This window comes from Dysgonomonas hofstadii, from assembly GCF_014196915.1.
Taxonomy (GTDB): Bacteria; Bacteroidota; Bacteroidia; order Bacteroidales; family Dysgonomonadaceae; genus Dysgonomonas; species Dysgonomonas hofstadii.
In genome coordinates this window covers 125,210-148,963 of sequence record NZ_JACIEP010000003.1, presented here as the reverse complement: position 1 = coordinate 148,963, position 23,754 = coordinate 125,210, and the positions used below count along the sequence as shown (strand labels likewise).

Here is a 23,754-nt window from a genome sequence, read left to right as displayed (position 1 = left end):
ATATTTCAAAATTAAATTTGAAAAGAATCTTTGAAATCCTTAAATTTTAAATCTTGAAATTTTAGATTATGGAAGAAATAAGAATTCTTTCCCCTACTGCCATCCTGGGATATGGCTTTCCGATGGAATCGTTTGTTGAAGGTATGAAGCGTAAGCCTCATGTGATTGCCGTGGATGCGGGCTCTACAGATCCGGGCCCTTATTATCTGGGTGCCGGAAAATCCTTTACTGACTATAATTCAGTGAAACGCGACCTTGGGATTATGATCCCTGCCGCCATAGAAGCAGGAATACCTGTCATCATCGGCACCGGAGGCGGTTGCGGAGGTTATCCCCACGTAGAGTTTTGTCGCAGGATAATTGAAGAAATAGCCACAGAAAAGAAATTATCGTTCAAACTGGCGATAATACAATCCGAACTGGATAAAGAGCTTATAAAATCGAAGTTAAGGAAAGGTGAAGTTATTCCGCTTCATCCCGCCGGCCCTATTACAGAAGAAGATGTAGATAATACAGTACGTATAGTTGCTCAAATGGGAGAAGAACCTTATATAAAAGCCTTGGGTGAAGGAGCAAATGTAATCCTTGCCGGACGTTCTTACGATCCGTCGGTATTTGCTGCTCTTGCTATTAAAGAAGGATTTGACAAAGGTTTGGCCATACACCTGGGCAAAATACTGGAATGCGCTTCGATTGCCGCTATTCCGGGTAGTGGCAGCGATTGCATGTTCGGATACCTGCAAAAGGATAATTTTGTCCTCGAACCGCTATCTCCATTGCGCAAATGCACTACTCTTTCGGTGGCTGCCCATACATTGTATGAAAAAACAAATCCGTATATACTTCCGGGTCCTGGTGGAGCAATTGATTTACATGAAGCTGAATTTACGCAGGTTACCGATAATACAGTAAAAGTTACCGGCAGTAAATTTGTGCCTACCGAAGAATATTTTGTAAAACTGGAAGGGGTGAAAAAAGTTGGTTACCGTACTATTTCAGTTGCTGCTGTGAAAGACCCTGTAATGATCGAAAAAATAGATTCCATAGTACAAAGCGTGAAAGACCGTGTAAAAAACAATTTTGAGAGCTATGGTATCACCGATTTCTTCCTCGATTTTAAGATATATGGAAAGAACGGTGTAATGGGACTATTCCCCGGAGCAGATAACCGTGTAGCTCATGAACTGGCCATCGTTATCGAGGCTGTTGCCCCAACTCAGGATCAGGCAGATACCATTTGTGGGTTTGCACGCAGTACAATGTTACACTTCGGATATGAAGGGCGTATTTCCACCGCCGGAAACCTGGCATTCCCTTTCTCCCCGTCAGATTGTAAAGTGGGCGAAGTTTATGAGTTCAACATTTACCATCTGATGAAGGTGGACGATCCTATGGAGTATTTTCCCATTACGTATACAGAATTTAGGAACGGAAATTAATCGAATAACATTATGGAATACAATTTAAGAGATATAGCCTCGGTTATCCGCAGCAAGAATTCCGGCCCATATGAGCTTACTTTTGATATCATATTCAAGGAATTTGAAATGTATAATAAAATAAAAGCGGCCAAAGCAATTAACGAAAAAGGGTTTGCCACATTATATAATATACCCGAATCGGACATTATCAATCTGGTATATTTCGATCCGGCCAAAGCGGTGAAAATTACTATCATACGCCCTATTCCATCCGGAGCTTTAGGAGAAACAGATGTATACGGAGCACAACAGCATTCCCCTTTAATGAATTTTAAATTTAAACTTTAATAAAGCCCCCCTGTGTCCCCCCGAGGGGGGGAACTAGACAGAATAATAAAACAAATTATAATATGTCATTTGTTTTCAACTCCCCCTCCGGGGGATACAGGGGGCCAAATCTATTATGCGCAATTTAATACAGGAATACTCCGTCTTCTCCCAATACTTCGCCCCTCGTGGCAGAGAAAGGCTTCTATTCCTTGGTGAACAGATATCACAGCGCCATCTCAGCTATTATGACCGGTTGATCGGGATTGTGGGAGATGCCGGATCGGGAAAGTCATCCCTTATTAAAGGAATGTTTCCCGGACTGGAACTTTCAAATGACGATGACACATTGAATCCCCGTAAAATATTACAGGTAAGGGATCTCGAAGAAGATCTGCACGAAGCGACTACATATCATATCGATATGCGTTTTCAAGTGGCATTTACACAAATGCACGAGATCGTGGACTTTGTTCGCCATATTCTTGAACGCAAACGCAGAATCATAGTAGAACATTTCGACCTGTTATTTCCTGCCCTGGGGATTAATGCCGATATAATAGTGGGCATCGGTGAAGAGATTATCGTTACACGTCCCAGCATTTTTGGCCCATTGCCACAAAGTATATACGATATTGTGCATGAATCGCTGTGGTATAGGAAAGTGGCACACACAATCGAAGATATTACGATGCTACTGCTCGGCACAGAATTCGGCGTAGACGAAAATCTGTATTATAGTTCTGATATGCGTAACGGATTTGTGCTAAGATTTATAAAAGAAGTAGAGCTCGATTTTTGCAGGCTTTCGCAGCGCATACACGAAAAACTGGCAGAGAACCTGACTATCAATTATTACGATGAAGACCATATAATGATAGGTGACACCATTGTGAAGTGTGACGGGCCACGCTTCCATATCCGCAACACATCGGAAGTCGAACATTTTACGCTGATCAAAAAATTCATTTACGATCCCAAGACAAATACCTATTGCCTTGTCGGATGTCTCGATGATGAAGATAAGATCAATATAAAGAACCTGAATACAATTCATTTCTTAAAAAGACAAAGCTAGAATGACCAGAACTGTTTATGCTAAAGATATAACCCAACTTGTAGAAAAGCTTTGTATAGAAGCCAATTGCCATCTAACAGAGGATATTTACCAATGTCTGGGAGAGTGTCGTAAAAAGGAAAAGTCACCTTTAGGCAAGGATATACTGAATACATTGATAGAAAATGCAGATATAGCCAGAACCGGTAATGACCCAATCTGTCAGGACACGGGTATGACCGTTGTTTTCGTCACAATGGGGCAAGACGTGCATATTGAAGGGGGCTATATTGAAGACGCCATCAATCAGGGAGTACGGCAAGGTTATGAAAAAGGTTACCTCCGGAAATCCGTAGTCAGCGATCCACTAGGAAGGGTTAATACAAAAGATAATACGCCTGCCATTATCCATTACGAAATAATACCGGGTGATGAATTCCATATGACAGTTGCACCAAAAGGTTTTGGCAGCGAAAATATGAGCCAGTTGAAAATGCTGAAACCAAGCCAGGGACTGCAAGGCATCAAAGATTTTGTGATCAATACTATTTCGGAAGCGGGAGCAAACCCTTGCCCTCCGATTATTGTAGGCATAGGCATAGGCGGTACGATGGAAAGATGTGCCTATCTGAGCAAAAAAGCTCTCTTACGCCCTGTGAATGAAAGAAACAGCAATCCGGAACTAGCAAAATTGGAAGAGGAATTACTGGAATTGGTCAATAAATTGGGAATCGGTCCGGCAGGATTTGGAGGAACAACCACAGCTTTAAGTGTAAATATACTTACCTCTGCCACTCATATAGCGGGATTACCTGTTTCGGTTAATATCGGTTGCCATGCCACAAGGCACGCAGAAGGTAATTTATAAAATTTTTCTTTTATTTGTCATTCTGAGAGTAGCGAAGAATCTAATATAAGATGTTTCGTTGCTCAACATGACAAAAAATATAGACATATGGAAAACAGAATAGAACTAACTACTCCCATTTCAGATGAAATTATTAAGAACCTGAAAGCCGGAGATATGGCATATATTTCAGGAACGATATACACTGGTCGCGATGCTGCACACAAAAAAATGTGTGAATTGCTGGCAAAAGGAGAACCTATGCCCTTCGATTTCGAAGGGGCGACAATATATTATGCAGGCCCCTGCCCTGCCAAACCGGGCACTCCTATCGGATCGGTTGGCCCGACTACCAGCGGCCGGATGGATCTTTATTCGCCACAACTGATTGCAAAAGGTCTGAAAGTGATGATAGGTAAAGGCCTGCGCAATAAGGAAGTTATAGACGCCATAGTGGAACATTCGGGCATCTATTTCGCTGCTATTGGCGGAGCAGCAGCACTGATGGGTAAAAGCGTAATCAGTGCGGAAGTGATAGCTTTTGAAGAACTGGGAACCGAGGCCATAAGAAGGCTTGTAGTTAAAAATCTGCCTGTAATCGTAGCTATCGATAGCCAGGGAAAGAATATGTACGAGGAAGGGAGAAAGAATTATGAGTTATGAATTATAAACTATAATGAGAATGTTGTTATTCCAGTTATTTTTCATGTATTTACACAAACAAAAGATATCACCATAACGTTATTCTATAAAACGGAATAACATGAAACTTGACGGAAGAAGAACCAGTGATAATGTAAATGACCGCAGAGGTAAAATTCCCGGGGGCAAAGCATCGTTGGGTATCGGCGGATTAATTATAACAGGGCTCATTGTGTGGCTGATGGGCGGTAATCCTTTAGATGTTGTAACCCAGCAATTATCCGATGGATCAATGACTACTACACAAGGAGATTATACACCTTCGGCAGAGGAAGAAGAAGCTGCTGCATTTTCAAAAAAGATACTGGCCGGCACTGAAGATGTGTGGACAGAGATATTTAAGCTAAACGGAAAGACATATACCCCACCCGAAATGGTACTTTTCACGCAGGCAACCCAATCGGGCTGCGGAAAGGCAACTGCATCCACAGGCCCGTTTTATTGTCCCGTGGATCAGAAACTATATATCGACCTGTCTTTCTTCAACGAGATGAAAAACCATTTGAATGCAGGTGGCGATTTCGCTTATGCCTATGTAATAGCTCACGAGGTAGGACATCATGTACAATACCTGTTGGGAACACTCGATAAAGTGCAACAACAGCAGCAACGGATGAGCCAGAAAGAAAGTAATCAACTGAATATCAGACTGGAATTACAAGCCGACTTCTACGCCGGAGTATGGGCGCATTATGACAATAAGATATTCAATTCGATAGAAGACGGCGACATTGAAGAAGGATTGAATGCAGCGTCTCAGATCGGGGACGACCGCCTGCAAATGAACGCACAAGGTTACACTGTTCCCGATTCATTTAATCACGGAACTTCAGCACAGCGTTCACGCTGGCTGAAAAAAGGGCTGCAAACGGGAAATTTAGCAGATGGCGATACATTCTCTGTACCTTACTCGCAATTATAGCACTACATAATGCGACCCCGAAAATCCATAGAAAAGGACTTTCGAGGCCGCATCGAATAAGTAGTGTTCTATTCTGTTATAATTACTATAACTCCGTTTTTACCTTTATCGCCATATTTCTTTATCGCCTCTTCACCTTTATAAACATGCATTGACTTTATGTCTTTCGCATCCAACGAATCGATGCTTTTATCGGGCTCTTCTTTTCCGTCTATTATCAGCAGAGGTTTATCAAGTTGCAGATCCTTATTTATTTTACTCATCGATCCGTAACCGATAACCTTCACTTTAGAAACCTTTTCACTGGAAGGATTCTCTTTTACATACTCTTTTGTATGGATAATAATCACCCCGTTCTTACCATCTTCTCCATATACATCAATAGCTGACTTATCCTTTAGTACCGATATATTATCTATCGTATTCGGAGCGATTTCATTCATTTTATCATACGAAATTTTCTTTCCATCCAAGATGACCAAAGGCTTGTCTCTCGGTATACTACTGGTGTTTTTAACTCGAATATTAATAGTATCACCCCTCAATGTCATTGTGCTGGAAGATACCTTCCCCGAAGCATTTCCTTTTGGTATGATTCTTACATTACTCAAAAAATGTCCTACTCCTTCATTCTCAGAAATACTGTCAGTCGATTTTCGTATCAGTTGTGTCTGTACCCTTACAGGTTTCCCATTCAATTTATTTGTTGTCAAAACCATAATACCATTCTTAGCTTTTACTTCATACAACGAATCATGATAATTGATATTTTTGAACTCGAATTCCTGAATATCAGCAGAATCACCTTTCACTCCATCCACAAAAAATTTAGATTCTTTATCTTTACTTACAGTAAATACCTTCGTCCTCACTATACTATTGTCAATACTGGTTGTATCTCCTATTCTAAAATAATAAACCTTTTGGGTACTATCGGAACTTTCAATATTCATGTGCAGGTCAACAGTGTCCTTACCGGCCAGATATTCACCAAAATCAAAACTCGTCTGTTCTATAATATATCTCGGCTCTGCCGAAGCCCAAAGAAACAAACCCGACACCGGAATAATCATCAGGGCTGCCAGCCTTTTCCACGAGGCACTTTTTGCTTTCTTCATCATACTTAATCTGTTTAATGGCTTTGAATAATTAAATGAATTGGAAAAAGAAAATACGGGGCCCTGAAATTCCTGATTGATAAGTACCGCCTGATACAATGCCGGAGAAACCCCGGAATCTAGAACAGCCTTATCGGCAAGATATTCGTGATTTTCTTTTAATAAATACACATATATCCATATCAAGGGATTGAACCATTGCAACAGCAGCATGCATTCGCCGGCAATAAGATCTATCCAGTGTTTTTGTCTGATATGGGTTATTTCATGTTTTAATATAAGTTCTTTCTCTGCCGATGAAAGCCTGTTAGTATTAATCAGAATAAAATTTAGCACCGTAAAAGGAAATTTTACGATATCGCTTTCTATCAGCTTATATTCTTTAGCGTCCAGCCTTTCACCGTTTGTGATGTATTGCTTTAATCTGTGATACGAACAGACGTTCCGTATAAGGAGGACAAGCATCCCAAGGACATACAGGACAAAAAGAACTGACCATGTATCTATTGCCGGCGAGGAAGCCACAGACTGTGCCATGGCAGGAATTCTATCCTCGATAGGGAGAAGCGGGATAGAGATCACAACATCATAGGTATAATTTATAGCCGGGAGAATCAGTGATGCGATAAATCCTGCTATAAGGAAAAACCTGTTGAATCGGAAAAAGGTGGTCTTCCGCAAAAACAGCACATAAATGACCAGAAAGATTCCCGTCCATATACCCGATTTAGCTATATATATGATAAATGATTCCATAATATCAGGTTTTATTTTTCTTCTTCCAGCGCTTTCCGGGTATCGTCTATCAATTTATCCAACTCCTCTATCGAAAGGTTTGTCTCTTTAGCAAAAAAAGACACCATAGAAGAAAATGAACCGTTAAAGTAATTTTTCACAAAGCCAAACAATTGCTTCTTCGAATATTCTTCCTTCGACACTGTGGTTTTGTAAATATTGGTGCGCCCTTCACTATAATGAGTCACAAAATCTTTCCCCTCCAAAATACTCAATACCGTAGCTATTGTGGTTCTGGCAGGTTTATTACTATCAGTGAATTCTTTCAATATATCCTGTACTGTCCCCTCCTCTATTGTCCACAGTATTTGCATAATCTGTTCTTCGGCCTTGGTCAACTGCATAATTATATATACTTTATCGTTTTCTTTAATATTCCGGATAAAAATAGAGAATTCCTATCTTATCCTCGACAAATATATGTCTATTTTTTTAGACAGCAAATATTTTTGACTATTTTTTTAGACAAAGCCTAAAAAAACGAATATTCACGTCTTCAAAATATTTACATTCCTTAGATATGTCTTTCTGTATTTTATTTCTATTTTTGTAGGATTAGCTAAAAGGTAGAATAAAGAATGAGAAGGATTTTCCTTATTGGATACATGGGAGCAGGCAAAACAACTGCCGGCAGAGAGCTCGCCAAAGCCCTTGGTTTAGATTTTATTGATCTCGACCACTTCATTCAGGGACGTTTCTTAAAAACAGTAAATCAAATATTTCAGGAAGTAGGAGAAACTGAATTCCGCAACATTGAACGTAATATGCTGCGTGAAGTCGGGGAATTCGAAAATATAGTTATAGCAACCGGAGGTGGAACTCCCTGCTTCTTTGATAACATGGAATATATGAACCAGACAGGTACTACCGTCTATCTGAAAGTTCAGCCCGAGGCATTAGCCTCCAGGCTAAATACATGTAAAGACAAACGTCCCCTAATAAAAGACAAAAGCGAAGAAGAATTATATACTTTTATTGTAGAAAGTCTGGATAAACGCGAACCTTTTTACTCCCGTGCAAAAATAATCTTTGAAACAGACAGATTAATCAGCCGGGATGATGTAGAACAGTATGTACAGCAACTAACAGGAATATTATGAAAAAAATCCTTACACAAAGAATTATTCTGAGTATAATAGTACTGATCACAAGCATTCCTTTTGCAGCCCAGAATAAGGAATATAAGCTCAACAGCGACAAATCAGCCATATCAATACTCGTCAGTCAGGAAAAAACAAAATTTACAGTAGATAATATCCTGCGGAAAGAACAGGGGCGGCCGATGCTTGAAGCACGCCTGTATAAACTAGATATCGATATGGATACTATCGGCGCGTGGTCGCAGTTATCTACCGGACAAAATATCTGGAAAATACAAATAGATGTGCCCGAGGCTAAGATATTCTTTATCGGGCTCGATGATTTCTATCTGCCAAAAGGGAGTAAATTATATGTATATAATAAAGATAATCTGAAAAACGCAATATTGTTTGCACCAGAAGACAATCCCGAAGGAGGGCCATATTCATTCGAAAATCTCTATGGAGATAATGTCGTACTGGAATATGTAGCACCTGAAAATCCAACCGAAAAGCCCCGTCTTCACTTAGCTAAACTAGGATATAAATACGTTGAAGGTCAAACTATCCCTGATAGGGATTACTATGGAGCATCACTGCCTTGCATGATAAATATAAATTGCGAACAAGGGGCGGACTGGCAAGTACAAAAGCGAGGAGTAATTCAGCTCCGCACAATCAGAAGCGGCGGCAACAACAGCAACTTATGCTCGGGTACGCTTATAAATAATACTGCCGAAGATAAAAAACCTTATATACTCACAGCATACCACTGTTTCGAAGATGTAGTTGTATCCAATCCCGATAATATTGAAGTTCTCTTTGAATATGAATCGCCCGGATGCGAAAACCAACGTCCGACATATAAATACCACCGGGGAGGGGAGGTTAAAATACTTAATCCTACCGTTGGAGGTAGTGACGGCGCATTAATATTGCTCACGGGTTCTATACCCGAGTATTGGGAAGTATATTATAATGGTTGGGACAGAAATAACCATGCCAGTTCTACGACAAGCGGAAGCATAATTCATCACCCGAATGGAGATATAAAAAAAATATCTTTGTTTAGCCAGTCCCCATCCACTACAACATGGGAAAACGGTGCTAATCAGGCTTATTGGAATATAAAATACACAGATGGTATCACAGCCGGAGGATCTTCCGGCGCCCCATTATTCAATCAAAACGGCTTAGTCATAGGTTCCCTGACAGGAGGCGATGCAATGGATTGCAGTTCCCAAAACCGGATAGATGTTTTCGGAAAATTATGGTACCACTGGGATCAGTCGGCCAATACAGAATTGCACATGAGCAAGTATTTAGATCCTTTGAATACCGGACAGACTGTTCTGGCAGGATTACCCAATATAGACGGGGATGTAAAAGAACTGGTACTCGAAAAAAACAGTCTGGACATCCTTCCGCACACATCATCACCAGTGAGTATTCTTAGCGGCAATGATGGATATACAATAACGTCATCAGATGACAATATCGCTACAGCCGAAGTCAGTGGCTCAACAATCAATGTGAATGCAAAAAAACTGGGACGGGCGGTAATAACCGTAAAAGACCGGCTGAATAAATCAAAAGAACTGGTTGTTACAGTAAGAAACAACATAGATTTCTTTATGGATGGAAACTCCATTAAAGTCAGTATTTATCAGGATGATGTTATCAAACAGGTAAGGCTTATAGACCTAGACGGCGATGTATTCTACGATAAAAAAGATATCAATGAAAGTAGTCATACAATAGACATGTTGCCATTCCGTAGAGGTCTATATATCATACAAATAAAAACAGAAAAAGGGGGAACGAAGGCGAAAAAGATATTATGGCAAAAATAAAATCAGTATATGTTTGCAGCAATTGTGGTAATGATTCGCCTAAATGGCTGGGCAAGTGCCCGGTTTGCGGAGAATGGAATACCTATGTGGAAGAACGCATCAGCAAAGAAAAACCGTCTGCTAAAAACGGACTCGATATATTTGAAACGAGCAAGGCCAAACCTTTGTTATTGAAAGACGTAGAGACAGGCGAAGAACCCCGTATTGACCTGCATGACGGAGAACTCAACAGGGTACTGGGCGGAGGGCTTGTACAGGGCTCTCTTGTTCTGATTGGAGGAGAGCCAGGAATCGGCAAATCGACATTAGTCCTCCAAACCGTTCTGGAACTGAAAGAAATAAAAACCCTGTATATATCGGGAGAAGAGAGTGCCAGACAATTGAAACTACGTGCCGACCGCATCAATCCTGCCAGTGAGAATTGCTTTATAGTATGTGAAACCAATATGGAACAGATATTTGTCCATATACAAAATACAAAGCCCGATCTTGTTATCGTCGATTCCATTCAGACAATATATACCGAAACTGTAGAATCCTCTCCGGGAAGCGTATCACAGGTACGCGAGTGCTCCGCAGCCATACTTAAATTCGCTAAGGAAACAGGCACTCCGGTCATTCTTATCGGACATATCAATAAGGAAGGAAGTATTGCCGGGCCAAAAGTACTCGAACACATAGTAGATACAGTCCTCCAGTTCGAAGGCGACCAACATTATATGTACCGCATCCTGCGCAGTATTAAAAACCGCTTTGGAAGTACAGCCGAATTGGGAATATACGAAATGCGGCAAAACGGGCTTCGTGAAGTAAGCAACCCGTCGGAGTTACTTCTTACCCAGAATCACGAAGGGTTGAGCGGTGTTTCCATTGCTGCTGCGATCGAGGGTATACGCCCCTTCCTGATAGAGACACAAGCATTGGTAAGTACTGCTGCTTACGGTACACCACAGCGTTCGGCAACAGGATTTGACCTGCGGCGGATGAACATGTTGCTAGCTGTACTGGAAAAACGTGCAGGATTTAAACTTATACAGAAAGACGTATTCCTCAATATCGCCGGAGGATTACGGGTAAACGATCCGGCGATGGATCTTTCGGTCATCAGCGCGGTATTGTCTTCCAGTCTCGATATTTCAATAGAAAAGCATGTATGCATGACGGGCGAGGTGGGATTGTCGGGTGAAATACGTCCGGTAAACCGTATAGAACAGCGGATTCTTGAAGCTGAAAAATTAGGTTTCGGAAAGATACTGATTCCTCAGAATAACCTGAAAGGATTCACATCAAAAGTTAATATAGAAATAGTACAAGTAAGAAAAGTAGAAGAAGCATTTCGTAATTTATTCGGATAATCACCTCACCCCTGCCTCTCCAGAAGGAGAGGAGCCGCAAGGCCGCTAGTGTGGGCTTTAGTCAGGAGAAGCAGGTAAAAAAAATGTTTCCTTTCTTAACGAATCTAACTACTAATTAAAATGAATAATATAAAAATAGTGGCATTCGATGCCGACGATACCCTTTGGGATAACGAACCATTATTCCAGAATATAGAAAAAGAACTATGCGGATTACTTAGCCAATATGGAGATGATAAAACAATATCTTCGGCCTTATTCGATATCGAAATGGCCAATATGAGAGTATACGGCTACGGAGCAAAAGCATTCACCTTATCGATGATAGAGACAGCTATAAAAGTAAGCAACGGGAACATCCCGATCGAAACAATCAGTAAAATTATTGAAAAAGGTAAATATCTTTTAAATATGCCTATACAACTGCTCGATGGTGTAAAAGATATATTATCTTTACTACAAAATAGATATAAGCTAATAGTCGCTACAAAAGGGGACTTACTGGATCAGCAACGGAAATTGGATCGTTCAGGCATTGCGGAATATTTCGACCATGTTGAAATTATGTCTGATAAAACGGATAAAGAATACACAAAGCTTGTTTCTGCTTTGAATGTAGCTCCGGAGAATATACTCATGGTAGGAAATTCTTTAAAATCCGATATAATCCCCGCCTTGTCTATTGGCATGTATGCTGCATATGTTCCATATCACACCATGTGGCAACACGAGGTGGTAGATAACAACATATCAAGCAAACACTTCTATAAGGTTGACAATATCAGAGAATTAGGCCACTATCTGGTAAGATAGTGAAAAGGTTAGTTAAAACATGGATTACAAGGAAACAATAGAGTATTTATACAATCAGCTTCCTGTTTATCAAAAGGTAGGAGGATCAGCATATAAAGAAGGACTGGACAATAGCCTTCGCCTGGATGAATATTTTTCACATCCGCACCGAAAATATAAAACAATACATGTAGCCGGAACCAACGGAAAAGGATCGGTATCGCACCTTACTGCCGCCATTCTGCAAGAAGCCGGATATAAAGTAGGACTATATACATCCCCCCACCTGATTGACTTTAAGGAACGTATACGTGTAAATGGTGAAAAAATCTCGGAAGATTATGTTGTGAACTTTGTAGAAAAACACAAGGCTTTTTTCGAACCTATAGAACCATCGTTTTTCGAACTGACAATGATGATGGCTTTCATGTACTTTGCCTACATGGGGGTAGATGTAGCTGTTATTGAAGTTGGCCTCGGCGGCCGCCTCGACAGTACGAATATCATAAGTCCTGATCTGAGTATAATCACTAATATTAGCTTCGATCATATGCAGTTCTTAGGCAACACATTGCCTAAAATCGCTGCGGAAAAAGCAGGAATAATAAAAAAAGATATTCCTGTGATAATAGGTGAAGCCGAAGGCGAGGTCAGACAGGTATTTGAAGAAACTGCCGAAAGAACAGGCGCGCCCATTATCTTCGCCGAAGACGAAAAGATCATCCATTCGAGCCTGAAAACCGCAAGTGGCTGGCTGTTCGACACCAAATATCATCTGCACCTGAAAGGAGAACTATCGGGATACGCCCAGATCAAGAATGCAGCAACAGTACTATGCACAATTAAAGAACTCCAGAAACTCGGATATGTAATTCCGTCAAAAGCTGTTTACAGTGGCTTTGCCTATGTTAATGAGTTGACCGGATTGATGGGACGCTGGCAAATTATACAGGAAATAAATCCCAAAATAGTATGTGATACGGGGCACAATGCTGCCGGAATGAAATATATAGTCGAGCAGCTAACAACAGAGAGATATCAGACCCTGCACTTTATATTGGGAATGGTTAACGATAAAGATATAAGTAATATACTGACCATGCTACCTAAAAAAGCGATTTACTACTTCACGAAAGCATCTATTCCCCGCTCAAGAAACGAAAGAGAATTGGAAGCACTTGCTCGCAAACAAGGTTTGACCGGTTACTCCTACCCTACTGTGGCCGAAGCTGTGCAAGCTGCTAAAGATTGGGCTGCACCGAATGATTTCATCTTTATCGGAGGAAGTAATTTTATTGTGGCCGATGCATTAGAGTATTTTGGCTATCAATAGGAAATTATTTATCTTTTTGACAATCAATGCAGTAATAAACACTACCACCTAAATAAGCCTCTTTCTTAATCTCTCCGCCACAGTTCGGACAAGGATCTTTATACGTATTTTTGGATAGAAGTGTTTTATATCTACCCCAGTTTCCGTAAAAATCTTTTTCAGTATTGCGTCCACCCTTCTCTGTCATGCTTTGCAATGTTACCTTCAGACAGTGAAAAAGATCATCTCTTTGAAGATCGGATAGCGTTGATATTTTCCGCTTCGGATGTATCCCTGCTTTAAAAAGGATATCCTGAAGTACCCCGTTACCCAATCCCGGAATCCGCTGTTCAGTAGCCAAAAGGGCTTTTATAGACATATCTTTCTTTACGCTTTTGAATATATTCCCGAAATATACCCTGTCGAATTCTTCAGCAAGTGGAGAAATACTTTCCAAACTGTTGCGATGATAAAAATTATCCAACTCACCCTTATAAGCGAATATTGCACCATACATAGCTACTGTAAAAGCCAGGAAACTGTTGTCATCGAAAACTATCAATAATTGATGCTTAACAGGATATTTCTCGAATGCAGGATAATATTTAAGGTTTGTACCATCTCCTATTGATATTTTCACATCCTCATCGAGTATAATATCAACAAAAGAGCCGTGTCCCCTCACCAACTCTATTTCACGGCCAACAAGCAAATCTTTGTACAAAAGCGGATCGCCGTTGTACCATGCGAACTTATGCGGACTTGTGGCTTGTAAAACATTCGATATTCGTTTACCAATCAATATATTTTCCGCCTGACGACTAATTACAGTGGATTCGGGTATTTCTATCATAAAACTTATTCTTTTAAGGGATAAGCGGTTCCAGATCTTTTATATTATCTTCAAATGAATTCAACTTTTCCTTCTCTCCGGCAAGCCATATCACATCACCCTCTTCGAACAGAAAGGCAGGTGTAAATTGTATGATTGAGGTTTCGTTACGATCGATGCCGATAACCATACATTCTGTACGTTCTCTTATTTTGGCACTCACTATTGTTTTTCCGATAAGTGGACTGCCCGGTTCTACCAGATATTGCGATAGGCTGACATGATACTGAGCCTCCTCTTCCATTTGTGATGCTTGCTCACGCTTATCTTGCAGGTATTGCGATAATTGCTGCATCTCGTCATCCGATCCTGATACAACGAGTTTATCGAACGGATAAAGATGTTCGTTACCGTCAGGTATATTTATTTTCTTGCTTCCACGTATGATAGTCACTATATTTACTCCTGTCTTTTGCCTGAAATTGAGTTCCCTGAGCGTTTTACCAACACTTGACGAATTCTGGGATATTTCAAACTCTTCGATATGTATATTCTTCGATCTCAGGTCGTTTGCCACAGTCGGCAATATAGCCGCTTTCTTCTCCTCCACTCTTTGTTTCAGATTCAGGTTTTCAAGAAAACGGGCTTCTATCCTGCGGGACTGAGCCTTGAATCCTTGCGAGAATATAATGAGTGTAACTACTGCCAGCGATATAATCACCATTAATACTGTAAGATGAGGGAATAATGGGATCAGCACCATCAGAACTAACACTATACATATTATTATACGAAAAACGATGAGTGAGATCAATGCGCCACGATTGAGACGGTTATCTTTCCACAGATTTTTAAATTGCTCAGAACGGTTTTTTTTCATCATTATGGCGCGCAGGAACGGAGCCATCAATGTAAGCGTTATCAAAGCCGCCAATATTGGCCCCCAGGTACTGCCAGGCATCCATTCCACAATATAAGGAGTGATAAACTTCTGGAATACCAATAATATGGCTATCGATATTGTAAAGTAAACAGCCACAAGGCTGAGGATACTTTTCAGGAGTTCCTTCCAGTCGTTCTGCTTGTTTACCGTATTATAGCCCGAAGCACTGTACCCTTCTATCAGTTTATTGTATTTAAGAGGAATATGTTTCTCTATCCAGTCGGAAACATTACCCGAATATTGTATACAGTACGGTGTTGTAAATGTAGTGATCACCGACACGGCAACTATTATCGGATAAAGTGTTTCGGTTATTACGCCCAAACTCATACCCAACGTAGCAATAATGAACGAAAATTCACCGATCTGAGCGAGACTGAAACCTGATTGAACAGCAACTTTAAGCCCTTCGCCCGAAGCCATAACCCCAATAGTGGCAAATATAATACGTCCTATAAGGACAACAATTGTTAACAGGATAATCAATGAGGCATATTCACTAATTACAGCAGGATCTATCATCATACCTACCGATACAAAGAAAACAGCTCCAAAAAGACTTTTCAGTGGTTCAATCAAGTGTTCTATATGTTTCGATTCCATTGTTTCAGCAAGAATAGAACCCATAATAAAGGCTCCCAAAGCCGCAGAGAACCCTACCGCTGTAGCAAAGTAAACCATACCGAGACACATACCTATAGCGACTATAAGAAGCGTTTCATCATTGAGGTATTTCTTTAGCTTCTTCAGCATGGTAGGTATCATATATATACCCACTACAAACCAGATCAACATAAAGAACAGTAATTTAACTATACTATTAGCCAATTCTCCACCCTCGACATGCCGGCTGACAGCAAATGTAGAAAGTAATACCATCATCACAATGGCAGCAAGATCCTCTACAATGAGCATGCCAAATACAATTCCGGCAAATTTCTTCTTTTGCAGCCCCATATCGTTAAAGGCTTTTATAATAATGGTAGTAGATGACATGGAAAGCATACCTCCCAGAAAGATACTGTTCATTGCATTCCAATCGGGTATAAGCTTCACAATCAGTAGTTCACCCACAATATATCCGATTACGATCATCGAACCCATATTTATTAATGTGGCAATAGAGGCTTTTCCTCCTACATCCATCAGTTTCTTGAAACTGAATTCGAGTCCTAATGCAAAAAGCAGGAATATAATACCAAGCTCCGACCAAATGGTTACATTGGCCATATCGGAAATTTCAGGTAACGCCCTGAATATACCCGAGACCTGTTCTTCCGAAGCTCCTGTTACCTTCAGAACTATACCTTCTATAAAATTTTTAAAATGCAGGCTGGCCAAAAATCCGGCAACAATATAGCCCAAGACGACAGGTTGTTTCAGCCATTTAAATATAATAGTGACTATTCCGGCTGTTATTAAAATAATAGCCAGATCACTGATAAAATCGGGTAGATGCGCCATATATTATCTTTATGTTTTTTTACTTTGTGTAATTCAATAACCTGAATTTTGTTTTTGGAAAGAATTTCAGATCATAAAATTATCAAAAAAAAATGATTTATGAAAGAATTTTGGCAAAGCGATACATAATTACTAATATTTTTTCTTTCATCATTTTTCATTTGATAATATTGACTATAAGCTATTTGTGAACAGATGTTCAAAACTTTTTCATTTAACAAATGTTTTGAAAAATAAAATATTGTACTTTTGCTTTCGAACAAACTTTACAGAACGATTGTTCTACTTAACAACAAACAATTATTAAGAAAAATGAAAAAATTAGTATTTAGTATTGCAGCACTTGCTTTAGCAGCAATGCCTGCATTAGCCCAAGAAAAAGCTTTTGCTCCTAACAAATTCGGGGATAATTGGTTTATCCAATTGCAAGGTGGAGCATCCTACACAATCAGTGAAGACAGAAGTAGCGCATCATTCGGAGACCTTATTACTCCTCATGCAGCAGTATCCCTAGGTAAATATTTTTCTCCTGCAGTTGGAGCTCGTTTACAAGTTGGCGGATGGTCTTCTAAAAACTATTACGACTTTACAGGAGGCGAAGCATTATATGGTGCTTCAAATGGCCTGACAGGCACATACAAAAACAAATATATCCAGACTAATTTAGATGGTATATTGAACCTGACTAACCTGTTCTTACCTTACAAACCAGACCGTGTGTTCAATTTCAGTATTTTAGCCGGTTTAGGTTATGTTCATGGATTTAAAGATTCAGAATATGCGCTGACCACTACCAATATGATTGTGCCACGTGCGGGTGTTCAGTTCGATTTCCGTGTAAGCGAAATAGCCAGCCTTAACCTTGAAGTTGCAGGGAATCTTCTTCGTGACGATTTCAACGGACGTACACAGGCTGCTTCTTATGATGGTACAGTCAATGCCTTGTTGGGTGTTACATTTAACCTGACAAAAGGTGGATTCAAAATGGTAGATGTACAAGACCCGGCTCAACTAAAAGCATTGAACGATCAGATCAATGCACAGAGAGCTTCTCTTGACAGCAAAGACTCTGAAATCAGCCGTCTGAAACGTGATCTGGCCGTTAAACCGGAACCTCAGGTTATCGTAAAAGAAACCAAAGAAGTTAAAGAACAAACAGAAGTATTGATGAATGCTGTTGTCGTATTCCGTCTTGGTAGCGCACAACTGGAAAAGAATCAGGATATCAATATCTTTAACGCCGCACGCTATTTGCAAGACAATCCTGGTGTAAACGTTACAGTTACAGGTTATGCCGATAAGAGCACCGGTACTGCCGCAGTAAACCAAAGGCTGTCTGAACAACGCGCTCAGGCTGTAGCAAAAGTATTGATCGACAAATACAACATTTCTCCTAGCCGCATTACAACTAAAGCCAGCGGAGACAAGGAACAACTATTCCCTACAGACGAATGGAACCGTGTGGTTGTATTCACCGCTACAAGCAAATAACAGAAAAATAGTTAGAAATAATATCAGGTAGTAAGGATGCTCGTTTGAGCATCCTTATTTTTTTTATAGATTTTACTTAATATAAAAATTAAAACACATAAAATCGCTTATCAAAAAAGAAAAATGTATTTTTGTAGGCTTAAAATGAAACAATATTATAATTTATAATCACAACTTATAATTTATAACAAAATACATGATTGATAAAATAAATAAACTGCTATCAGAGATAGAAAATCTCAAAGTTGGTAAAGTTGAAGAGATAGAGGCATTACGTATAAAATATCTTAGTAAAAAAGGTGAAATATCGACTCTGATGAACGATTTTCGTAATGTAGCCTCCGATCAGAAACGTGAAGTGGGAATGAAGCTTAACGAACTGAAAGAAAAAGCCCAGACCCGAATCAACGAATTGAAAGATTCTTTTGAAAACAACCAGACGACAGACGATAGCATCGACCTCACCCGCACTGCTGCACCTGTAACACTGGGTACGCGCCACCCAATGTCAGTCGTAAAAAAACAAATATGTGATATATTCCGCCATCTTGGCTTTTCGATAGCCGAAGGCCCCGAAATAGAAGACGACTGGCATGTGTTTTCTGCGCTAAATTTTGCAGACGATCATCCGGCACGTGACATGCAAGATACATTTTTTATTGCGCATAATCCAGAGATACTACTCCGCACACATACATCTTCTGTACAGGTACGTGTAATGGAAAAACAGGAGCCTCCAATCCGTATCATCTGTCCTGGACGCGTTTACCGTAACGAAGCTATATCGTACCGAGCACACTGTTTCTTCCATCAGGTAGAAGCTTTGTATATAGGCAAAGATATCTCGTTTGCCGACCTGAAACAGGCATTGTTGTATTTCGCTAAGGAAATGTTCGGGGCAGACACAAAAATACGTCTTCGCCCGTCATACTTCCCATTCACAGAGCCTAGTGCGGAAATGGATATCTCATGTAATATCTGCGGCGGCAAAGGCTGTCCGTTCTGCAAGCATACAGGCTGGGTAGAAATTCTTGGTTGCGGTATGGTAGACCCTAACGTATTGGAGAGTTGTGGTATCGATAGTAAGGTTTATAGCGGCTATGCTCTGGGCATGGGAATCGAACGGATAACGAACCTAAAATACAGAGTGAGTGACCTGCGCCTGTTCTCGGAGAACGACAAGCGTTTCTTAGAACAATTTGAGAGTGCATATTAAAAATATAATATTGACCATATAAAATAGGAAAGCTATCCATTGGGGATAGCTTTCCTATTTTATCAATAAACTTAAATACTTAATTTACTCTTACTTTTACAACATCCGATTTACCCTCTCTATCGGTAATAGTAATTGTTGTATTTCCGGATTTTAATCCTTTGATTTTTAAAGTATTTTGATTTTCTGAATAATATGTATGTTTTATGTATTCATTCTCGATAAAAGGTTCAATGTTTGCAGATACAATATCAGGTTCGGTAAAGGTCACTTTATAATCACCGTTACCTTCCATAATATCAATCGATATCTTCTGTTCTGGCTGAATATCAAACACATCTGTATATTTCCATAAATTAAGATCATAAACATCTACTATTTTCACGTGATAATAAGCATATGTCCATATTAATTGCTTGACTGACAAATATGTTTCTCCTGTTTTAATTCCTTTTATTCTAATTTTATTTTCAATCATTCCCGATTCAAATAAAGATTTGTCATCAGCATAAAGAAACAGATATTCATATCCTTTCACGGCATCCTCTATTGGGATTTCCCATGATGAACCTTTTTTTAAGACAATATTTCGAGACGCAGGATTCGGATCAAGCATAAACCTATTATTTACTACATCTATTTTTGCATGATTCTTTTCTCCATCCATAACATTTATAGTTGCGGTCCCTTCTTTTTTTGCGCATATAAATAATACATTTCCCTCAATTAATGTTACTGCAACATTCTCATTTGAAGAGGTTGCAGTATATTCACCTGAGCCACTTTTAATTTCAATCCTGGCATACATCTTTGCATCATCAAGCTCGCAACTATATTCACTTAGTTCTAGTTCATTATCACTACTGCATCCCGCAAAAAGAAAACAAAGAAAAATACATATGAAAAGAAAATAATAAATGTTTTTCATAACTAAATTATATTTATTAATATTCATAGATTAGATATTCAATTACACAAATATAACGCTTCCTTATACATTTAAAATAACAGATAACTGAAAATATCTTGACTAATTCCATAAAAAAATAGAACTTAATTATTCCCCAACAAAAAAAGTATTGATAAAATTTGCTTATAAAAAAAGAGTTTATAACTTTGTGATCACTTTTGATAAAAAAATATGACAAATTGTTTTTTATATATCGTCCTCGTCATTAATATTCTCCTCGTCGGCCAGAATAAATGAGAAAGGTATGTATATAAATAATAGATTGAAAATCTAAGGAAAAAACTAAATATAAGCCTTTCTCAAATATGGGAAAGGCTTTTTTTATAAAGTTGTCTGATTAATTAAAACTAGAAATAGTTAACTGCTAATAAAAAAGTTATGGGATTCGAATTAAGAAGTTCAACAAGTACACAAGGACGCCGCATGGCCGGAGCCCGTGCTCTGTGGAGAGCAAACGGAATGAAAGAAGATCAGATGGGCAAACCGCTGATCGCTATTGTCAACTCGTTTACCCAGTTTGTTCCGGGACATGTACACCTTCACGATATAGGACAAAAAGTAAAAGCAGAAATAGAAGCATTAGGCTGCTTTGCCGCCGAATTTAATACAATAGCCATAGACGACGGGATAGCGATGGGCCACGACGGGATGCTTTACTCCCTACCCTCACGCGACCTGATAGCCGACAGCGTGGAATATATGGTAAATGCGCATAAGGCCGATGCAATGATCTGTATTAGTAATTGCGACAAAATCACTCCCGGGATGCTAATGGCCGCCATGCGCCTGAATATCCCTGCCATATTCGTTTCGGGCGGACCGATGGAAGCCGGGGAGCTGAACAATCAGCATCTTGATCTGATAGATGCTATGATAAAATCCGCCGATGAGTCTGTTTCCGATAAAGAAGTAGATGCGATAGAAAGGGCTGCGTGCCCCACCTGCGGATCATGTTCGGGAATGTTTACTGCAAATTCGATGAACTGCCTGAACGAAGCCATAGGCTTAGCTCTTCCCGGTAACGGAACAATAGTTGCCACACATGCCAACCGCCCCAAACTATTTAAGGATGCGGCTAAGCAAATCGTAGAAAATGCATACAAATACTACCGTGACGGTGATGAATCCGTTCTCCCCCGTAAAATAGCGACCAAAACAGCCTTCCTGAACGCTATGACACTCGATATAGCAATGGGAGGATCTACAAATACGATCCTTCACCTTTTGGCCATAGCACAGGAAGCCGAAGTTGATTTCACGATGAATGATATCGACAAACTGTCGCGCCATACACCATGCCTTTGCAAAGTAGCTCCTAATACACAGAAATATCATATACAAGATGTGAACCGTGCAGGAGGCATATTAGGGATTATGAAAGAACTGGATAAAGGAAAACTTATCGATACCTGTGTTTCAAGAGCAGATGGGTTAACCCTTGGCGAGGCTATCAAAAAATATGATATAACAAAACAAAACCCTTCGCAGGAAGCCGAAATGTTATATAAATCGGCTCCGGGAAACAAATTTAATCTGGTGATGGGTTCACAAGATAATTACTACCCTACCCTCGATACTGACCGCACTAACGGATGTATTCGGGATATGGAGAATGCTTATACTAAAGACGGCGGTCTGGCAATACTGAAAGGGAACATCGCTCTGAATGGTTGCGTAGTAAAAACCGCAGGTGTCGACGAAAGTATTTTCAGATTCTCGGGCACTGCAAAAGTTTTTCATTCCCAGGATGCAGCCTGTGATGGTATTCTACGCAACGAGGTAGTCGCGGGAGATGTAGTCGTCATCACGTACGAAGGGCCGAAAGGCGGACCGGGTATGCAGGAAATGCTTTATCCCACTTCGTACATCAAATCGAAACACTTAGGAAAAGAATGCGCACTTATCACCGACGGCCGTTTCTCTGGTGGTACATCCGGTTTATCCATCGGACATGTTTCACCCGAAGCAGCTTCGGGTGGGGCAATAGGACTGGTACGTAATGGTGATATTATAGAAATAGATATTCCAAACCGCAGTATCAACGTCAAACTCTCTGATGCCGAACTGGAAAGCCGCCGTCAGGAAGAACTGGCAAAAGGGAAGGATGCATTTAAACCGAACCGTAACCGTGTTGTATCTAAGGCGCTCAGGGCATATGCAAGCATGGTTAGTTCAGCTGATTTGGGCGGAATAAGGATAGTGGAATAAAAGGATGGAAGATAAGTCTTTAAATGAAATAGAAGAAAGAGCAATGTATGCAGCATTTTTTAGCAGCAGCGAAGACTATTATCTAAAATGTCTGGATAAAGTAAAAAAAGGGATTGTTATCAACCCTAATATCTATGCATTTATAGGCAATGTATTTTGGTTCTGCTATCGGAGAATGACACTGGAAACAATAGTTATATCACTGATAATATATGCTTTATTTACATTTAGTTTTTTCGTAAATATCTCTTTTTTGTTATTATATATTGTATTTTCTCTTATTTTAGGACTTATTGGAAATTACTTATATATAAAAAAAGCAATCAAAGTGATTAAAAAGGCAAATGAATATGAAAGATTGGGAGATAAATTCACTTATATAAGAGAAAAAGGCGGAACAAATATTTTTGATTCTTTATTAATAGTTTTTATTCCGGTTTTATTTCTAATAGCTTTCATAATATTTGTATCATTTATAATGAGTGATCCGGCAATGTAATATCAAATGAAATACGACAATCAAAACAAAGAAGCAGAATTAGACGATATCTTTGACGAAAGTCTATACTATAAGACCTTTTTCGGGAAAGATGCCACCTATTACGAAAAGATATATAAAAGGATGCTGTCGGGAGAGTCGATCATCTTCAATCCATATGCTTTCCTGCTTAGTATCTTTTGGTTGCCATATCGTAAAATGTATGCAGAATTGGTTGTCTTCGTTCTTGCCATAGGTTTGCTCAACAATTTTATTATGATCGTTATGGGCTTCTACCCTTATGTATGGACTATTCTTTTAGGGGTAATATTTGCAGGCTGTTATGCCAACATTTTCTATATGAAAAAAGCTGAGCGCACAGTCAGGCGTGCTAAAGAATCCTATAACAATACAAAAGACCAGCTGGATTACCTCGAATACGAAGGTGGCGTTTCATTTACAGGACCAGCTATAGTATTGGCAGTCATTGTCCTTATCCTTATTGGTTTAGTATTTCTGATCAACTATATTGAGAATCTTTATTATTAACAAAATAGCATATATAATATAAT

21 protein-coding genes are annotated in these 23,754 nt (G+C 39.6%); 16 read left to right on the top strand and 5 right to left on the bottom strand.

Annotated features, from left to right (window positions below):
• Nucleotides 1-68: 68 nt before the first annotated feature.
• From GGR21_RS05060 to ypfJ, 6 genes are all read left to right on the top strand, one after another.
• Nucleotides 69-1,439, top strand: a complete 1,371-nt coding sequence (locus GGR21_RS05060) for an acyclic terpene utilization AtuA family protein (RefSeq protein ID WP_183306102.1) — start codon at nt 69-71, stop codon at nt 1,437-1,439.
• 12 nt (nt 1,440-1,451) lie between these two features.
• Nucleotides 1,452-1,769: a DUF4387 domain-containing protein gene (locus GGR21_RS05055; RefSeq protein WP_183306101.1), complete on the top strand. Its 318-nt coding sequence runs from the start codon at nt 1,452-1,454 to the stop codon at nt 1,767-1,769.
• A gap of 115 nt (nt 1,770-1,884) precedes the next feature.
• A complete protein-coding gene (locus GGR21_RS05050) occupies nt 1,885-2,826 on the top strand; it encodes a P-loop NTPase family protein (protein WP_183306100.1) in 942 nt (313 codons plus the stop codon).
• Nucleotide 2,827: 1 nt separating this feature from the next.
• Nucleotides 2,828-3,673 (top strand): fumarate hydratase, encoded by an 846-nt coding sequence (locus tag GGR21_RS05045; protein WP_183306099.1) that lies wholly within the window; start codon nt 2,828-2,830, stop codon nt 3,671-3,673.
• A 45-nt stretch (nt 3,674-3,718) separates the two neighbouring features.
• Nucleotides 3,719-4,315 carry a Fe-S-containing hydro-lyase gene (locus tag GGR21_RS05040; protein ID WP_183306303.1) on the top strand — a complete coding sequence of 199 codons (597 nt, stop codon included), beginning with the start codon at nt 3,719-3,721 and terminating at the stop codon, nt 4,313-4,315.
• 100 nt (nt 4,316-4,415) lie between these two features.
• Nucleotides 4,416-5,276: a KPN_02809 family neutral zinc metallopeptidase gene (ypfJ, locus tag GGR21_RS05035; RefSeq protein ID WP_183306098.1), complete on the top strand. Its 861-nt coding sequence runs from the start codon at nt 4,416-4,418 to the stop codon at nt 5,274-5,276.
• A 68-nt stretch (nt 5,277-5,344) separates the two neighbouring features.
• Here the strand turns inward: ypfJ and GGR21_RS05030 are convergent, their stop codons facing one another.
• Together GGR21_RS05030 and GGR21_RS05025 are read right to left on the bottom strand one after the other, a co-directional pair.
• The gene (locus GGR21_RS05030) at nt 5,345-7,150 is read right to left on the bottom strand and encodes a M56 family metallopeptidase (RefSeq protein ID WP_183306097.1); all 1,806 of its coding nucleotides are present in this window, start codon (nt 7,148-7,150) and stop codon (nt 5,345-5,347) included.
• Nucleotides 7,151-7,161: 11 nt separating this feature from the next.
• Nucleotides 7,162-7,533 carry a BlaI/MecI/CopY family transcriptional regulator gene (locus GGR21_RS05025; protein ID WP_183306096.1) on the bottom strand — a complete coding sequence of 124 codons (372 nt, stop codon included), beginning with the start codon at nt 7,531-7,533 and terminating at the stop codon, nt 7,162-7,164.
• A gap of 234 nt (nt 7,534-7,767) precedes the next feature.
• On the opposite strand from GGR21_RS05025, the gene GGR21_RS05020 reads away from it, so the two are divergent.
• The 5 genes from GGR21_RS05020 to GGR21_RS05000 all read left to right on the top strand — a co-directional run bounded on the left by GGR21_RS05020 (nt 7,768) and on the right by GGR21_RS05000 (nt 13,601).
• On the top strand, nt 7,768-8,289 hold the full coding sequence (locus tag GGR21_RS05020) for a shikimate kinase (protein ID WP_183306095.1): 522 nt from the start codon (nt 7,768-7,770) through the stop codon (nt 8,287-8,289).
• Nucleotides 8,286-10,121: a trypsin-like serine protease gene (locus tag GGR21_RS05015; protein ID WP_183306094.1), complete on the top strand. Its 1,836-nt coding sequence runs from the start codon at nt 8,286-8,288 to the stop codon at nt 10,119-10,121. The genes GGR21_RS05020 and GGR21_RS05015 overlap by 4 nt, the downstream gene beginning before the upstream one ends.
• Entirely contained in the window at nt 10,109-11,476 is a 1,368-nt protein-coding gene (gene radA, locus GGR21_RS05010; RefSeq protein ID WP_183306093.1) for a DNA repair protein RadA, read from the top strand. Before GGR21_RS05015 ends, radA begins: the two co-directional genes overlap by 13 nt.
• Before the next feature lie 120 nt (nt 11,477-11,596).
• Nucleotides 11,597-12,289 (top strand): HAD family hydrolase, encoded by a 693-nt coding sequence (locus GGR21_RS05005; protein WP_183306092.1) that lies wholly within the window; start codon nt 11,597-11,599, stop codon nt 12,287-12,289.
• Between the two features lie 19 nt (nt 12,290-12,308).
• Entirely contained in the window at nt 12,309-13,601 is a 1,293-nt protein-coding gene (locus GGR21_RS05000; RefSeq protein WP_183306091.1) for a bifunctional folylpolyglutamate synthase/dihydrofolate synthase, read from the top strand.
• A 4-nt stretch (nt 13,602-13,605) separates the two neighbouring features.
• Here GGR21_RS05000 and GGR21_RS04995 read toward each other — a convergent pair whose 3' ends face one another.
• Both GGR21_RS04995 and GGR21_RS04990 read right to left on the bottom strand, forming a co-directional pair.
• A complete protein-coding gene (locus tag GGR21_RS04995; protein ID WP_183306090.1) occupies nt 13,606-14,433 on the bottom strand; it encodes an endonuclease VIII in 828 nt (275 codons plus the stop codon).
• A 13-nt stretch (nt 14,434-14,446) separates the two neighbouring features.
• Nucleotides 14,447-16,819: a cation:proton antiporter gene (locus GGR21_RS04990; protein ID WP_183306089.1), complete on the bottom strand. Its 2,373-nt coding sequence runs from the start codon at nt 16,817-16,819 to the stop codon at nt 14,447-14,449.
• 312 nt (nt 16,820-17,131) lie between these two features.
• On the opposite strand from GGR21_RS04990, the gene GGR21_RS04985 reads away from it, so the two are divergent.
• Together GGR21_RS04985 and pheS are read left to right on the top strand one after the other, a co-directional pair.
• On the top strand, nt 17,132-18,310 hold the full coding sequence (locus GGR21_RS04985) for an OmpA family protein (RefSeq protein ID WP_183306088.1): 1,179 nt from the start codon (nt 17,132-17,134) through the stop codon (nt 18,308-18,310).
• Nucleotides 18,311-18,506: 196 nt separating this feature from the next.
• A complete protein-coding gene (gene pheS, locus GGR21_RS04980) occupies nt 18,507-19,526 on the top strand; it encodes a phenylalanine--tRNA ligase subunit alpha (RefSeq protein ID WP_183306087.1) in 1,020 nt (339 codons plus the stop codon).
• Nucleotides 19,527-19,605: 79 nt separating this feature from the next.
• Here the strand turns inward: pheS and GGR21_RS04975 are convergent, their stop codons facing one another.
• The gene (locus GGR21_RS04975) at nt 19,606-20,454 is read right to left on the bottom strand and encodes an Ig-like domain-containing protein (protein WP_183306086.1); all 849 of its coding nucleotides are present in this window, start codon (nt 20,452-20,454) and stop codon (nt 19,606-19,608) included.
• A gap of 420 nt (nt 20,455-20,874) precedes the next feature.
• Here GGR21_RS04975 and ilvD point away from each other — a divergent pair, with 420 nt between their 5' ends.
• Genes ilvD through GGR21_RS04960 form a run of 3 tightly spaced genes read left to right on the top strand, consistent with a single transcriptional unit; the run spans nt 20,875 to nt 23,731 of the window.
• Nucleotides 20,875-22,704, top strand: a complete 1,830-nt coding sequence (ilvD, locus tag GGR21_RS04970; RefSeq protein WP_183306085.1) for a dihydroxy-acid dehydratase — start codon at nt 20,875-20,877, stop codon at nt 22,702-22,704.
• 4 nt (nt 22,705-22,708) lie between these two features.
• Nucleotides 22,709-23,203 carry a DUF2628 domain-containing protein gene (locus GGR21_RS04965; RefSeq protein WP_183306084.1) on the top strand — a complete coding sequence of 165 codons (495 nt, stop codon included), beginning with the start codon at nt 22,709-22,711 and terminating at the stop codon, nt 23,201-23,203.
• Between the two features lie 6 nt (nt 23,204-23,209).
• The gene (locus tag GGR21_RS04960; protein WP_183306083.1) at nt 23,210-23,731 is read left to right on the top strand and encodes a DUF2628 domain-containing protein; all 522 of its coding nucleotides are present in this window, start codon (nt 23,210-23,212) and stop codon (nt 23,729-23,731) included.
• Nucleotides 23,732-23,754: the final 23 nt, after the last annotated feature.